Annotated in this window: 14 protein-coding genes; 7 read left to right on the top strand and 7 right to left on the bottom strand. The window is 52.9% G+C overall.

Annotation, left to right across the window (positions count from 1 at the left end; all coding sequences use genetic code 11):
- Positions 1–28: 28 nt before the first annotated feature.
- The 3 genes from yncE to JQN59_RS11705 form a co-directional block, all read right to left on the bottom strand.
- A complete protein-coding gene (gene yncE, locus JQN59_RS11715) occupies positions 29–1,090 on the bottom strand; it encodes a 7-bladed beta-propeller protein YncE (RefSeq protein WP_149607251.1) in 1,062 nt (353 codons plus the stop codon).
- A gap of 252 nt (positions 1,091–1,342) precedes the next feature.
- On the bottom strand, positions 1,343–2,377 hold the full coding sequence (locus tag JQN59_RS11710; RefSeq protein WP_149607252.1) for an NADP-dependent oxidoreductase: 1,035 nt from the start codon (positions 2,375–2,377) through the stop codon (positions 1,343–1,345).
- 58 nt (positions 2,378–2,435) lie between these two features.
- Positions 2,436–3,011 (bottom strand): helix-turn-helix domain-containing protein, encoded by a 576-nt coding sequence (locus JQN59_RS11705; RefSeq protein ID WP_149607253.1) that lies wholly within the window; start codon positions 3,009–3,011, stop codon positions 2,436–2,438.
- Between the two features lie 37 nt (positions 3,012–3,048).
- Between JQN59_RS11705 and JQN59_RS11700 the strand changes: the two genes are divergently transcribed.
- The gene (locus JQN59_RS11700) at positions 3,049–3,567 is read left to right on the top strand and encodes a GNAT family N-acetyltransferase (RefSeq protein ID WP_048214158.1); all 519 of its coding nucleotides are present in this window, start codon (positions 3,049–3,051) and stop codon (positions 3,565–3,567) included.
- Entirely contained in the window at positions 3,564–4,013 is a 450-nt protein-coding gene (locus JQN59_RS11695) for a DMT family transporter (protein ID WP_048227592.1), read from the top strand. Before JQN59_RS11700 ends, JQN59_RS11695 begins: the two co-directional genes overlap by 4 nt.
- A gap of 64 nt (positions 4,014–4,077) precedes the next feature.
- Here JQN59_RS11695 and JQN59_RS11690 read toward each other — a convergent pair whose 3' ends face one another.
- A complete protein-coding gene (locus JQN59_RS11690) occupies positions 4,078–4,311 on the bottom strand; it encodes a YdcY family protein (protein ID WP_003020183.1) in 234 nt (77 codons plus the stop codon).
- Between the two features lie 17 nt (positions 4,312–4,328).
- Positions 4,329–5,927, bottom strand: a complete 1,599-nt coding sequence (locus JQN59_RS11685; RefSeq protein ID WP_048227591.1) for an ABC transporter substrate-binding protein — start codon at positions 5,925–5,927, stop codon at positions 4,329–4,331.
- A gap of 282 nt (positions 5,928–6,209) precedes the next feature.
- On the opposite strand from JQN59_RS11685, the gene JQN59_RS11680 reads away from it, so the two are divergent.
- From JQN59_RS11680 to JQN59_RS11670, 3 genes are read left to right on the top strand one after another with little or no spacing between them, the layout of a single operon-like run.
- Positions 6,210–7,517: an SrfA family protein gene (locus tag JQN59_RS11680; protein WP_149607254.1), complete on the top strand. Its 1,308-nt coding sequence runs from the start codon at positions 6,210–6,212 to the stop codon at positions 7,515–7,517.
- 4 nt (positions 7,518–7,521) lie between these two features.
- The gene (locus tag JQN59_RS11675; RefSeq protein ID WP_103014936.1) at positions 7,522–10,503 is read left to right on the top strand and encodes a virulence factor SrfB; all 2,982 of its coding nucleotides are present in this window, start codon (positions 7,522–7,524) and stop codon (positions 10,501–10,503) included.
- Entirely contained in the window at positions 10,500–12,662 is a 2,163-nt protein-coding gene (locus JQN59_RS11670) for a virulence factor SrfC family protein (protein WP_149607255.1), read from the top strand. Before JQN59_RS11675 ends, JQN59_RS11670 begins: the two co-directional genes overlap by 4 nt.
- A 19-nt stretch (positions 12,663–12,681) precedes the next feature.
- Here JQN59_RS11670 and JQN59_RS11665 read toward each other — a convergent pair whose 3' ends face one another.
- Complete coding sequence (locus JQN59_RS11665; protein ID WP_003020198.1) at positions 12,682–12,855, bottom strand: GhoT/OrtT family toxin; 174 nt, start codon at positions 12,853–12,855, stop codon at positions 12,682–12,684.
- 192 nt (positions 12,856–13,047) lie between these two features.
- Between JQN59_RS11665 and yncL the strand changes: the two genes are divergently transcribed.
- The gene (gene yncL, locus JQN59_RS11660; RefSeq protein ID WP_071524268.1) at positions 13,048–13,143 is read left to right on the top strand and encodes a stress response membrane protein YncL; all 96 of its coding nucleotides are present in this window, start codon (positions 13,048–13,050) and stop codon (positions 13,141–13,143) included.
- A gap of 119 nt (positions 13,144–13,262) precedes the next feature.
- Here yncL and JQN59_RS11655 read toward each other — a convergent pair whose 3' ends face one another.
- Entirely contained in the window at positions 13,263–14,042 is a 780-nt protein-coding gene (locus tag JQN59_RS11655; RefSeq protein ID WP_048214153.1) for an AraC family transcriptional regulator, read from the bottom strand.
- 101 nt (positions 14,043–14,143) lie between these two features.
- Between JQN59_RS11655 and JQN59_RS11650 the strand changes: the two genes are divergently transcribed.
- The gene (locus JQN59_RS11650; RefSeq protein ID WP_204528202.1) at positions 14,144–15,271 is read left to right on the top strand and encodes a multidrug effflux MFS transporter; all 1,128 of its coding nucleotides are present in this window, start codon (positions 14,144–14,146) and stop codon (positions 15,269–15,271) included.
- The last annotated feature ends 42 nt before the right edge of the window (positions 15,272–15,313 follow it).

Raw genomic sequence — 15,313 nt, 5'->3', positions numbered from 1 at the left:
ACAGGAGGGGTTTCCCCCTCCGGATGTTTTATAGCGCAATACGAATAACATCGTCCGGCTGAGTGGCTTCCTGCTCGCGGGTAGATTTCTGTTTCACGCTGACGTACAGGGTTTTACCATCGGCGGAGAGCGCCAGGCTATTCGGGAACGTTGGGGTCTCGAATGTTTTGACGACTTTATAGCTTTTCGCGTCGATCACACTCACTTTACCGGCCTGGCGATGAGTCACGTAGGCTTCATTACGCGTTGGGTTGAACAACACGGCCAGGGATTCCGGCGCGGCTACTTTTGCCAGTACATTGCCATTACGGGTATCGATTACCAGCACTTCCGCCGCTTTAGAGTCGGTGACAAAGGCGCGGTTGCCCGCTGTGTCCAGGCTCAGGTTGATAAAGAAATGCTCTTTCCCGTCATCCAGCAGTTTTTTGCGGCTGAGAATTTTGTTAGTGGCGGTGTCAATGGTAATGAATTCACCGTCGGCATTGGCGGTGTACAGGCGTTTAGCCTTGCTGTCGACAGCCAGAGCGGTGCTCATTTTGCCGGTATTCTGGATGGTGTCCTTCAGCTTGATCGTCTCACCGTCCACCACCCAAATCACGCTCTCTTTACCAATACCGCTAATGTATACCGTGTTGGTGGCATCATCGGCGACCAGCTCACGCGGCTGCAGCGGGCGAACGTCTTCAGAACGCTTACGCGCATCCAGCACCAGACGTCCTTTCACCGCACCGGTTTTGGCATCCATCGCCGTAACCGCGCTGTTTACCGTGTTGCCGAACCACAGCGTTTGCGTGGCGTTGTTGATGGTGGCACCAAACGGTTTGAGATCGTTATGAATCACCTGGGTCACTTCGAGGGTGACCGGGTCAAGACGATAAACCACCCCGCCGGTATCCAGTTTGCGGCTCTGTGAGGTCGCCAGCCACAGCGCGTTCTCTTGCTGGCTGTACGCCATTTCATAGGCGCCTTTGCTGACGGCTTTGCGCAGCAGTTCTTCTGCAGCCTGCGTAGTAAAAGATGATGCAACGAGCAGTGAACCTAACAGTAAAGAACCACGCAGACGCGGCGAAAACAGATGACGTAAAGACATGACGACTCCCTTTGATAAATTCGTTTGTTACTGCTTCACATAGCTTCAATGAGCAAAATCATGGTTTTGCCTTTTTAAGAATGAGAATAGTAATCATTATTTATCTCAATGTGGAGTGTTTATTCGCTTTCATGTAGTAACCTTCTTATTTCCTCCATGAATACCAGATAACGACATTGGCATTTTACCAGGCCTACATTTTGTACGAAGCAGGCCTGGTTACAGGCATTCACCGTCTTCCACCTTTACGCATCATTCCTCAGCAAGACGAATCACTACCTTGCCGAAGTTTTTGCCGGTCAGCAGACCGATAAAGGTTTGTGGCGCATTTTCCAGACCGTCGGTCACCTGCTCGCGGTAGTGGATTTTGCCCTCTTTAACCCAGCGCCCCATCTCCCGCTGAAACTCATGAATACGGTGTCCATAATCCTGACCAATGATAAAACCCTGCATGCGGATACGCTTTTTCAGCAGCGTTGCCATTAACAGCGGTAATCTGTCAGGTCCGGCCGGAAGCGACGTTGCGTTATAACCGCTGACCAGGCCACAAAGCGGAATCCGCGCTGAGGTATTGAGCAATGGCAGAACGGCATCAAATACTTTTCCACCGACGTTTTCGTAATAAATATCAATACCCTGCGGGCAGGCTTTTGCCAGTTGTTGCGCAAAATCTTGTGCGTGGTGATCGAGACAGACATCAAAACCCAAGACCTCGGTGGCATGTCGGCATTTCTCTGCCCCACCCGCCACACCTATCACCCGACAACCCTTAAGCTTACCGATCTGCCCGACCGTTGCGCCAACCGGCCCGGTTGCGGCAGCTACCACCAGCGTTTCCCCGGCTTTTGGCTGACCGATATCCAGCAGGCCCATATAAGCGGTAAACCCCGGCATACCCATAACTCCCAGCGCCCAGGAAGGATGCTCGGGATGATCGCCAAGCTTCACCAGCCCGTTACCGTCGGAGATGTCATAGTCCTGCCAACCGCTGTAGCTCAATACCCATTCGCCTGGCTGGTAGTCCGGATGGAGGGATGACACCACGCGACTTACGGTACCCCCCACCATAACACCACCAATCTCTACTGGTGGTGAGTAAGATGGCTCATCGCTCATGCGGCCACGCATGTAGGGATCAAGGGAAAGATAAACGGTGCGCAACAACATCTGGCCTTCGCCCGGTGTTGCGACTTCATCTTCTTCAAGACGGAAGTTCTCTGGGACTGGCGCGCCATGTGGGCGGGAAGCCAGTACCCAACGACGGTTACGATTAATCTGTTGACCCATGATGTGCTCCTCTGCTTTTGGCATGAATCCATCAATAGTAGCAGCCCGTTCCTGCTATTTAGCTGACGACGTGATTTAACCGCACAACCAGGTAAACGCAGGGTTGCGCGGCTTCATTGATAAACCGACAGTCATTCGGCGGGCCAAGTTCCAGGCAATCACCTGCCTGCATTTCATGGCGTACGTCTCCTTCGACAAAGACTAATTCTCCCTGCTGTAACCAGATAAGTTGTCTGGCCTGCACATAGGAAGAGGCTGGCATCGGGATATCACTTCCGGCGGGTAATTCGATCTGCACCAGATCGATAGGCAGATCGCTGCGCGGTGAAACATGGCGGCGCAGATAGTGACTTTGTGGATCGTACCAAACAGGCTGATCGACGAATCGCAGCAGCTTGCCCTCTTGCATTTCAGCCCGCGCAATCAGGGTAGACATGCTAATGCCAAACGCGCCGGAAAGCCTGCCCAGCAGCGTAGCCGTTGGACTACTCTCGCCGCGTTCTATTTTATGGATCATGGCCCGCGACACACCCGCGCGCTCGGCAAGTTCCGTGAGTGACCAACCGCGAGATTCCCGCTCGATGCGAATTCTTGCACTGATCCGTTGATTTATGCTGTCTTCAATAGTATTCATATTGTAATACTATAGTGAACAAGCCCTGAGGTTCAACATGTCAATTCGATTTGCCAGCAAAGAAGACTGCGCCGCCATTGCAGAAATCTACAACCATGCGGTACTGCATACGGCGGCTATCTGGAACGATCAAACGGTCGATGCCGAAAACCGTATTTCCTGGTATGAAGCCCGCCAATTGATGGGGTATCCGGTGCTGGTGAGTGAAGAGAATGGCGTTGTTACAGGATACGCCTCCTTTGGCGACTGGCGTAACTTTGATGGCTTCCGTCATACCGTTGAACATTCGGTGTATGTTCATCCTGAACATCAGGGAAAAGGGCTAGGACGGGCACTGCTCAGCAGACTGATAGACGAAGCCCGCGCATGCGGCAAGCATGTGATGGTGGCAGGTATTGAGTCTCAGAATCAGGCATCACTGCATCTGCACAGCTTGCTGGGTTTTAAAACCACCGCGCAAATGCCGCAGGTTGGCACCAAGTTTGGCCGTTGGCTGGATCTGACCTTCATGCAGTTACAGCTAGACGATCGCCGCGATCCGGATGCCTGTAGATGAATCAGACGCTGACCCTCTCCTTTCTGATTGCCGCAGGTATTGGTCTGGTGGTGCAAAATACCTTGATGGTACGCATCACCCAGACGTCCTCGACGATCCTCATCGCCATGTTGCTTAACTCGCTGGTCGGGATCGTGCTGTTTGTCAGCATACTGTGGTTTAAGCAAGGAGCTGCGGGATTTGGAGAACTGGTTTCCAGCGTGCGCTGGTGGACGCTCATCCCCGGATTGCTTGGATCGTTCTTTGTTTTTGCCAGTATCAGTGGGTACCAAAATGTGGGGGCCGCTACCACTATCGCGGTGCTGGTGGCTAGCCAGTTAATCGGCGGACTGGTGCTGGATATTCTACGTAGTCACGGCGTGCCGCTGCGGGCGTTGGTAGGTCCGGTCTGTGGCGCGGTGCTGTTGGTCATCGGGGCGTGGCTGGTGGCGAGACGTTCATTTTAATTGCCTGATGGCGCTTCGCTTATCAGACCTACAGAACGTGCCTGTAGGTCGGATAAGTGAAATATCAGAGGATTGTGCCGCCTTTGGTCAACTGTTCGCGACGGGCTTCCATATCTTCTTTATGCTGACGGCCATGATGTGCGATAGCCGTACGCAAACGCTGTTGCTGGGTATAGCGGTCTTCCCGGCTCAACGCGACATCATCGCTGAGCTCAATCAGCAATTCATTCATATGCGTAATGACGCTCTCTTCAATGGCGGCATCAACACGTGCGCTGACCTCATCCAGATGCGACATAACCTCTCCTTAACTCATTAATTTAATTTTGCTTTTGAAAAATCACTGCCCATCAGGCTGACGCTGTATCCGCTGACGTTGCTGCGCGTAGCGTAGAACGTTTTACCGTTTGCCAGAGCTATCCACGGAGCCTGCTGGTAGAAAATCTCTTGCGATTGCTGGTAAAGCGCGGCGCGCTCTTCCGGTTTACTCACCAGCTTCGCCTTTTGAACCAACGAATTATACTCTTTATCGCACCAGCGCGCGGCGTTAGATCCGGTTTTTATGCTGTCGCAGCCCAGCAGCACATCGGCGAAGTTATCCGGATCGCCGTTGTCTGACATCCAGCCAAACAACGCGGTGTCATGCTCACCTTTACGCATTCCGGAGAGATATTCCCCCCACTCGTACGACACAATTTTCGCCTTCACGCCCACCTTTGCCCAGTCGCTCTGGATCATCTCAGCAATCCGTCGGGAGTTCGGGTTGTAAGGGCGCTGAACCGGCATTGACCACAGCGTCGCTTCAAAGCCGTTTTCCAGCCCCGCCTGCTTCAGCAGATCTTTTGCCTTTTGCGGGTCGTAAGCGTAATCCTGCAGATCTTTATTGAAGCCCATCATATTCGGCGGAATCGGCGATTTTGCCACCGTACCGGAACCTAAAAAGACGGCGTTAATAATGGCCTTTTTATCGGTCGCGTAGTTTAGCGCCTGACGCACCAGTACGTTATCAAACGGTTTTTTCTCGGTATTAAACGCCAGATATCCGACGTTCAGCGCTTCAACCGAATGCAGCGTCAAATCTTTATTCTTTTTAATCTCGTCAAACTGTACGGGGGCTGGCGCCGGGATTATCTGGCACTCATTGGTTTGCAGTTTTGCCAGCCGCGTCTGGACGTTTGGCGTGATTGAGAAGATCAGGTGCTTCGTTGGAACGGCACCATCCCAGTAGTTAGGGTTGGCAAGATAGCGGATTTGCGAGTCCTGCTTGTACTGTTGCAACACGTAAGGACCGGTGCCAATCGGCCAGTTATCGACGTTTTCCGGGGTGCCTTTTTTCAGCATCGCGTCGGCATATTCCGCAGAAAGGATGGAGGCAAAATCCATACCCCAGTCGGCAAGAAACGCGGCATTAGGTTCATTGAGGACAAACTGAACGTGATAATCATCGACCTTCTTCACTTCTTTAATCAGTTTATCCAGACCAACATCGTTAAAGTATTCGTAGCTTCCCTGAGAAACCTTGTGATACGGATGATCAGCATCTTTCTGCCGTAATACCGAGAAAATCACGTCATCAGCGTTGAAGTCGCGGGTCGGTTTAAAGAATTTATTACTGTTGAATTTCACGCCCTGACGCAGGGTAAACGTGTAAGTTTTACCGTCCGGGGAAATCGTCCAGTCCGTTGCCAGAGACGGTATCGGGGTATTCTTTACCGGATCAAAGTTGATGAGTCGGTTGTAGAGCACCTGTGAACTGGCCACAAATGAAGGACCTGAACTGGCGATTTGCGGGTTAAATGACTCCGGAGATGCTTCAGAGCAATAGATGATGGTGTCAGTATTGGCCGCGAACGCAGCGCCTGACGGTAAGACAGCGCTGAGAGCCAGCGCGAGTAACGTTTTCCTTGCAATCATGGTTATAAGCCTTCTTATTTTATTATTAACAGGGATATCAGAGCATAGCTGACAAAAACTGACCAATAACAAATCACTATCAGGTTATTCTAATCCGGTGTATTTCGCTGAATAATTCATCACTCCAAGCGAATTAATTTCCCTTAAGTCTTTTTCAAAACGTCAAGATTTTTCCCGGCACTCTATGCCATGAAAATTAGCCCCTTTTTGCCTCTCTTTCGCCGTTTGCTCGTTTTTATAAAACGTAAAGTAGATACGTGAAGAAGTCTAAGGGGTAACAACGTGGCAAAAACTCTCTTGCGCAGCGGCAATTTGGATGACTATCAGGCCGTGGGCGGCGGTGGTCAGGCCGTGTTTGATTCAGCATTGCAAATTCGTGAAACGCTTCGTCTGCGTAAACAGCAGGCGATGGTGGATTGTCTGGCGATCCCACAAATTAACGACAACGGCGATCGGGTTGACTGGTATTCCCCGATAGAAGGGAAAGCCGTGGCGTGGAAAGCCGCTGATGAAGAAGCACGTTTTCGTGCGCTGCGCTATCTGGGGAGTACGCTGGAAAATGCGGCGTCCCTGAGCCGTAAAAGTCTGCAATCGGGGAAAACCTCCCTACAGCTGTTTGGCTCGCTGCTCGAAAAAGCCATCCAATTTCCCGGTGAAAATCACGTGTTTCTGGTTGATGGCAAACCCGTTATTACGTTCTGGGGCTTCGTCAATCTGAATGAAAATCCCCGCGACGATGTGCTCGACTGCCTGCGCATTGCCGATGTTCCTCCTGTGGTTACCGTAGCAGAGTCAGAACAGGAAGAAGAAATCGCACCGGAAATTACCTTTGCCGAGGCCGATGTCCCCTTACTGACGCCGGTCGTTGATCAGCCAAAACCGGCTGAACCTGAACCTCAACCCCCGGTTATTGTTAACGAACCTGAAGTCACTGCGTCGCCGGTACAGGAGAAGCCCATACGCCGCCTGCCGCTGTGGAGCCTCCCCGTTGCCGCAGTGATTATTGCAGCCATCGTTGGGCCGCTGCTGTGGAAGCAACAGACCACCCAGCCCGTACCCGCAGTAGCCGCTATTGAAGTCGCTATGGTTGATATGGCACCGCTGCCAGCACTGACATCTGCACTGCCCCTGCATCGTGCTGAAGTGACCCCAACTGCGAAGAAAGAGAAACCTGTCGAAGGACCGGTGGTGATCGCCGCAATTCCAAAAGATGCGCTGGTGATGGATGCCAACCAGATGAAGGCAGGAACGACGCGTTTTCTCAACGGTAACTGGCGCGTCATAGTCGATGTTAAAGATCCGGTGAGCGGCAAAGCGCCGTCGCTGCGCTATCAGATTCAGGCCAATAAAGGCACTGCGCGCGTGGTTCATGGTGACAATATTGTTTGTCGTGCCGAGATTTTCTCTGGTTTGCACCAGTCGGGTGAATTAATGATTAAGAGTCGCGGCAATGCCCGTTGTACCGACGGTTCACGTTATCCGATGCCTGAAATTACCTGTAAAGCGGGAACCAATGACGTCGCCGCCTGTACCGCGCGTTATGACGATCACGCGGAAATCCCTCTGACGATCAAAAAGATAGGTGCCTGATTTTATGTTGGTGAATCTGTGTGATTACAAACAGAGCGTGACGCTCATCGCCAATAGCGGTGTGCAATTCCTGGATTTCGGCCTCACGCCGCAGGAATCTGCGCACCACGGACGCTTTGTGCGCAAAACGGCAAACGGTCCGCTACTGAGACTAGACTTCGATCTGACGTCAGGACGCTATACCCTACCGGGCAGCACCGGCGCGCAACCCGAAGTGGTGAAGCCGGAAAGTACTCAGACGCTGCACTATTCGCTGGACGTGCTCGACGGCGTCTGGCTGCCGCTGCCGTTTTTGCGCTTTAACCCGCCGCGTACGTTTGTTGAAGGTCCGGATAACTGGGCACGCGTGCAGGTGCGAAAGCTGCCGCAGCCGGACAGCGCGGGCAACACCCACCGTGTTACCGTAGCGCTGGACAGCCAGCTTACTGAAAATGCCCCTGCGGCGTTAACCCCCAACGAAAATGATCTGCTTAACGGTACACGGTTTGCGCTGGCCTGGCATGACAACGAAATTGCTGATTTCCTTGACCAGACCTGGATTGACGGCTGGTTGCGCGAATCTTTTATGCACCATGTCACCCAACATGAGCACCGCTCAGAACAAGAGATCCAGCAGGCGCTGCGTAACTTTGAATACCAGGCGCACTGGCTGAATGTGCTGACCCTGTTAGGTGAGCAGCTTTCCGTCCCGGAAGTGAAACTGGTTACGCACACCCTTAGCACACCCGCCATTCCCGTCGATCTTATTTTGGATATCGGTAATACCCATACCTGTGGTGTCCTGATTGAAGATCACGGGGATGCCAATGACGGGCTGCGTCAGACCGCTGAATTGCAGGTCCGTTCGTTAAGCGAGCCGCAGTTCCTCAACGATCCGCTATTCACCAGTCGGCTGGAGTTTTCCGAAGCGCGCTTTGGTAAGCAGCACTTTTCCGTTGAGAGCGGACGTGATGACGCCTTTATCTGGCCGTCGATTGTGCGTGTGGGTGATGAAGCCCGTAAGCTGGCGATGCAGCGTATGGGCACCGAGGGCAACAGTGGGATCTCAAGCCCGCGCCGCTATCTGTGGGATGAAACGCCGGTGTTACATGACTGGCGCTTTAGCCAGATGAATGGCAAAACCCAGCGCGAACCGCTGGCTACCGCCTTCCCGCTGATGAACCTGATGAACGATGACGGGCAACCGCTGTTCAGCCTGCCGCAGGACGATCGTCTACCAGTGTTCTCACCACAATACAGCCGCAGCACGCTGATGACGCATATGCTGTGCGAAATACTGGCCCAGGCGCTGGGGCAAATTAACAGCGTAGCGACGCGTTTGCGCCTCGGATTCCCGGCGTCTCCTCGTCAGTTGCGGACGCTGATCCTGACCCTACCGTCGGCGATGCCCAAACAGGAGCGCGAGATTTTCCGCCTGCGCATGTTTGAAGCTATTGCCCTGGTCTGGAAAGCGATGGGCTGGCACCCGCAGGATGAAGACTTCACCACCCGTAAGCAGCAGGAAAAGAGTGTGGTTCCCGTACCTGAAATTCAGATGGAATGGGATGAAGCCAGCTGCGGGCAACTGGTGTGGCTGTATAACGAGGCTATCTCACACTACGATGGCCACACCGAATCGTTCTTTAACGCCCTTGCCCGCCCGGACCGTTTGCCGGAGCCTGGTGAGACTAAAGGTCGAGCACTGCGCGTGGCATCGATCGATATTGGCGGCGGGACAACGGATATGGCTGTCGTTCATTACCAGCTTGATGACGGCGTTGGCGCGAATGTCAAAATTACCCCGCATCTGCTGTTCCGTGAAGGTTTTAAAGTTGCGGGCGATGACATGCTGCTGGACGTGATTCAGCGCTGCGTGTTGCCTGCGCTGCAAACCCGCTTACAACAGGCTGGCGTGACCGACGCCGCCGCATTGCTGGCCACGCTGTTTGGCGATTCCGGGCGCATTGACACCCAGGCGATTTTGCGTCAACAAACGGCGTTGCAGCTCTTTATGCCGCTTGGTCATGCGGTCCTCTCTGCCTGGGAACAAAGCGATATTAACGATCCGGTCGCCGGGCTACATGCCACCTTTGGCGAACTCCTGAGTCAACAACCCACGCGCAACGTGATGAACTACATCCAACAGGCTATCGACCATGCGTTGCCAGCAGGGTCGCCAGCGTTTGATGTTCTGAGCGTGCCGTTACAGGTACAGTTCAGGCAGTTACAAGAAGCACTGTTAGCGGGTCAATTTACCCTGACTTCCCCGCTGCACGCGGTTTGTGAGGCCATTTCACATTATCGCTGCGATATCTTATTAGTGACCGGCAGGCCCGCCTGTTTACCGGGTGTACAGGCGTTGATCCGCCATCTGCAACCTGTTCCGGTTAACCGTATGATCTGGATGGATAACTACCGCGTGCATGAGTGGTATCCGTTCAGCCAACAGGGGCGGATTGGTAACCCTAAATCCACCGCTGCTGTAGGCGCTATGCTGTGCAGCCTGGCGCTGGATTTGCGTTTGCCACGATTTAACTTTAAAGCTGCCGATATCGGCGCTTACTCGACCGTACGCTTCCTCGGTGTGCTGGATAATACGGTCAATACCCTGCGTGATGAGAACATCTGGTATCACGATATTGATCTGGATAAACCCGGGGCGAAACTGGATGCCCGGCTGCATTTCCCGTTACGTGGCAACGTGACGTTAGGATTCCGGCAACTGGCAAACAGCCGCTGGCCTGCCACGCCGCTGTATACGCTCAGCATAAACTCTGCCGAACTGGCAAAAACTATCGCCGGAGATGGCGTGTTGAATGTTCGGCTGCAGCTACGCGGCGGCAGCAAAGAAAGTGGCCCGGAATTCTTCATCCTGAGTGATGCCTGGTTACAGGATGGCACCCCCGTTGCCGCCAATGCCTTAACGTTAAAACTGAATACGCTGGCAGACCGTCGCCATAGCGGAAGCCATTACTGGATTGATAGCGGGAGCGTGTACCTGAAATGAGTAAGATGTTAAATACCGCGCAGGCCGCCATAGAGTGGGTCGCTGATACCCGTCAACGTGCGGTGCGTCTTGATGATGAAGCGGATGCCCTGCTGGCACAGCTTACGCTAGCCGCAGTGAGTGAATCTGCGCTGAAGACGACCTTTTCATCGCAAGGATGTATAGGGTTATACGGACACTCACAATCGGCAAAAGCACATCTGCTGGCGGCATTGTGCTGCAATGCCACTGGCAAAGTGAATATTGTTACCCCGGATCGCAGCTTTGATTATTTCTCGCATATTAATCCGGGCCATGCACCAACCAATATGGCGATCCGTTTTACGCGCGATGAAAATCCGCATGATAGCGAATGGCCGTTGCGTCTGCGGTTACTCAGTGAAGCCGAACTGGTACAGCTATTTATCGCCCAGTTCAGCGCGCTCCCGGACAACCGACAGGTCGAGAAATCGATTATTGAGGCGCGCCTGGAAAAATGGCAAACGCTGCGTCAGCGTCACCCGGTGCCGGGCATTACCGCACATGATGTTGCGGCAATTGGTCGTTTCTGGCGCTCCTGCGTACCGGCAAACCAGCAGCAAATTGACGATGCACTATGGTATCAGTTTGCCACGTTGCTGCCCGCACTGGATCTGACTACCCGGGCAAACGCCTGGGCGTTACTGTGGGGAGAACAACCAGAGCTGACGCAGCAGTGGCTGGCGCTGGCGCACACGTTGCAACAAACCGGACACGCGCAAGAATTAGCGGCCCCGCTGAGCCTGCTGGTTGATCATTTTGGTTTACCTGCCGAAAGTTTCCTGACCCAGGTGGCATTGACCAGCAATAATGAGGCGCAAAGCGATGTGGTGGTTCATCCGATTGAAAATCATCAGTTGCTCAATGCGGTCAGTCTTTCTTTGTCGTCACTGGCGCTGCTCACGCGCGAGCTGGTCCTGACTGTTGAAGACTCGGTGCTGGAGAATGTCGATCTGCTCGATATCCCCCTCGCCCCGGATGCTCATCCTCATCCACTGTGGCAGGCAAAATTAGGCTGGATGCTGGAACATTATCGCCAGCACCTGCAACCGGATGTGCTCTTAATCTGCAACGCGGTTTCTGCCCGCGCCCAGACGCCCGCCATCACCCGCAAGCTGTTGGGCTGGGTCAACGATACCCAACCTGTTCATGATGCCGCATTACCGGGCGTGGTTTGGGCCATTACCCCGCAGGATGCGCGTTTTAGTACCCAGCAAAACCTTGATGAATCCGTGCAGCAATTAATGGGCAAGCCCGGGCTGCATTGGGGCACGTTGCAGGCACTGGATAAACATAGCTTACAACGTCTTGTCGAATGGCTGACTCAGGCAACCTCACCACAGCAGCGCCAGGCCAGGTTGACTTCTCTACGCGAGCAGCATCAACGGTGCATCCGCGAAACTCTGAAAAGCTGGATTAATCCCGCTCAAGCTGAATCGGATAGCCACGAGTCGGTGATCCGCCAGTTACAGGCGCAAGCGGCAAAACATGGCGAACTGCTGGATGGTTTGCTCCCGCCGATGCGCATTTTTGAGTCGCTGCTGCGTATTCAGCAACCTCGCGAGGAGCAGGTAAGCGGTTTATTTAATGAAGAGATTGACCTGTTTGCCGAGGTGCGTGACACACTACACTCGCCGGAAAGTCAGGAGACCGGATATCAGGCACACAAAATGTGGATTAACCACGTGCGCCAGTGGTGTCGCGATGAAAATAATGCCCGCCGTTTACGACTCGATCCCCGTACGTTAAGGCAGGTTGCCGACATTCTCGTCACCACCAGCTATCGCCTGGAGATGCCACAACGCTTACAGCGCATTATGCAGCGCGAAAATGTCTGTGCCGCGCAGTTACACGCCGATATTGGTGATTTTATTACCTGGCTTGGATTTGCCGACGTTGCTGAGGAACAGCGCCCTGCCAGCAGGATCCAAAAAGGATCGGCTATTTTTAGCGCGCCGAAGCAATCGCCGATGTTACGCCTGACGAAGCTGGATGAACAACCCTCGCATGGTGCAAGCCGTTACGTTTACGACTGGCTGGTTGCCTTGTACACCCGTGCGAATGAGAATGCGGGATATCAGCACCCACAGGATGTCTCTGAAACCGACAAAAAACGATTAGATGCCCTGCTTTTCTCCTGAAACGGCGAATACGCCGTCATCAGAAAAGAGAAAACATCAGCGCAACGGGAAAACTCATCGGCCAGGTCGCCCCGACTAATACCGCGCTAAGAAAGCGGATCCGCTTTTTATCGCGGGAAAGAAACCAGGTGATGATTGCCGTGATGACGGCCATCACCGCATAAAAAACCAACATTTTTTGGTATAGGGACATTTAAGGCATCCTGGCCAGAAGGGAAAATCGCGCGCAATATGCTCTTTTTCATGACTCACATCAAGTTTTATTAATTAATTTAAGAAAAACGGCTGTAAAACAACCCATTTTCATTATGTTCAGAATTCGTACTATTGCGGATAGTTATAAGCCGTACTATACCCATAAGGGTTAAAACGAAAGGTGGCAAAAATGAATGTTTCCAGTAAAACTGTGGTGCTGATAAATATATTTGCTGCTGTAGGACTTTTCAGTCTGATATCCGCAAGGTTCGGCTGGTTTGCTTGATGTAACTCTTCTTGATTAATTGCAGCGTCCGCTGGCAGAGAGGATCTTCTCTCTGCCATCAGTAAACGATCTTCCCACTCTGCTATTACTGGGTAAATTATCCTTAATATGTAATACCCCTAATCCTTCTGCGGCATTATATTGCCCGAATATCGGCCAGGTGTTGTGCCGGTATGTTGATGGAAGAACGCAATAAAAGCACTGTCGCTGACAAACTCCAGATATTGCGCGACCTGGCTGATATGGCCTCCGTCAGCCAACATCTCCATGGCTTTTAACAGCCTAAATTGCTGCCGCCAGTCCTGATAATTCATCCCGGTATCCCTGATAAATATTCGGCTGATCGTCCTCTCGCATGCCCCAACCTGTCGGGACAATTGATTCAGTCGTGGTGGCAATTCTCCCATGCGTAATCCCTTGAGCCACACGTTAAGCCGCGGATCTGAGGGATACTGCAATGTCCAGTTTTCAGTGCGGGCGGCACGCATTTCCTCACAAAAAACGGTAATGAGGCTGGACTGCTGTGCGGCAGGCATTTCCCATGGCCAGAAGGCCATACGTTCTATCACTTCAAAAAACAGCGGATTAACTTCGACTATCTGCAGCGGTAACTCAGATAACGGCAATGCGGTAGAAAAGTACAAAGAGCGATAAGCCATCACACCACGCATTATGGCGCGATGTACCGTGCCTGCCGGGATCCAAACCGCACGACGTGGCGGTAGCAGACACAGGGCCTGCTCCAGCTCAATCGTAATACTTCCCGCTGCCGAAAAAAGTAGCTGATGACGAAGATGACTGTGCCGCCCGGAATCATGTACCCCCATATCGGCAGCAATACCGATTACCGGTTTATCAAAGCTATCCGCATCAAAAGCATCATCAGGGGCAATTTTCATTATCTGTCTGATATTTGATATTTAAAGTCCTGATAATGGTAATACGACATATCCCTTTCAGCAATAATGCCCGCCTGTTTTCTGTCTCTCTGGATATTGCTATGAACACACTTCGTCGCCCATCGCTGTGGCTTCTTACGCTACTGATTATGTTTCCACAACTGGTGGAAACCATTTACAGCCCGGCATTGCCGGGTATCGCTACCTCTTTTCACGTAAGCAGTGAGCGCGCGGCTCAAACACTCTCCGTTTATTTTGTTGCCTTTGCCGTCGGCGTAGCGATATGGGGTTGGCTAAGTGACTGCATCGGACGACGTTGGGCGATGTTGGCAGGGCTTATCTGCTATGGAACAGGTTGCGCATTGGCCGTTGTTGCCACCGACTTCAGCGTTTTGCTGCTGGCACGGATGATCTCCGCCGTCGGTGCGGCTGCGGGGTCGGTCGTGGTACAGACCATGCTAAGGGACAGTTATGAATCAACTGCGCTATCGCGCGTCTTTTCCGTGATGGGGGCCGCGCTGGCATTGAGTCCGGTTTTTGGCCTGCTAAGCGGAGGTTGGTTAGTGAGTCTGTACGGCCATACCGGTGTCTTTGTTGCCCTTGTGCTGTTGGCGTTGCTACTGCTAATACTGACAGCGACCATGCTGCCAGAAACCCGGCCCGAACATACGCTCAGCCCGAAGCTTGCCGCGCTATTTTCCCGCATGATGCGGGACAGTGAGTTGCGGAAAAACGCCATGCTGGTTGCCCTGCTGAACACCATGCTGTTTAACTATTACAGCCTGGCACCGTTTCTTTTTGGGCAATTAGGATGGAGCTCCAGAGCCTTTGGCTGGACGGGGTTGCTACTTGCGTTTGCTTCTCTGTCAGGTAGCCTGCTGAACCGAAGACTGTTAACGACAGGTCTGACGCCGGAGCGACTGGTACGTTATGCCTGTGTGCTGGCAGTGTTGTCAGGTCTCGTCGCATGGTGTTTACAGCACTCCGCGTGGATCCTGATTCCGGTGTTCGGCGTGGTGATTGCCTATGGTATCGCCATTCCCAATGTGCTGAGTCAGGCGCTGCGTCACTACCGTGAACAGGTCGGGGCCGCCGGTGCTTTGTTCGGATTAAGCTATTACCTGTTACTTGGGATGATGCTGGGTTTAGCAGGCATGGTGCAGCAACTGGGGCTGGTTCTGAGCGTCTGTGCCCTACTCGCCTGGCTTTGCAGCCTGGGCCGCAGATAAACCCGATGGCGATCCTGAAAGCACAAAGCCCCGGCTATATGC

The organism is Citrobacter sp. B72 (assembly GCF_016894305.1).
Lineage (GTDB): Bacteria > Pseudomonadota > Gammaproteobacteria > Enterobacterales > Enterobacteriaceae > Citrobacter > Citrobacter portucalensis.
This window is presented reverse-complemented; position numbering and strand designations above follow the sequence as displayed.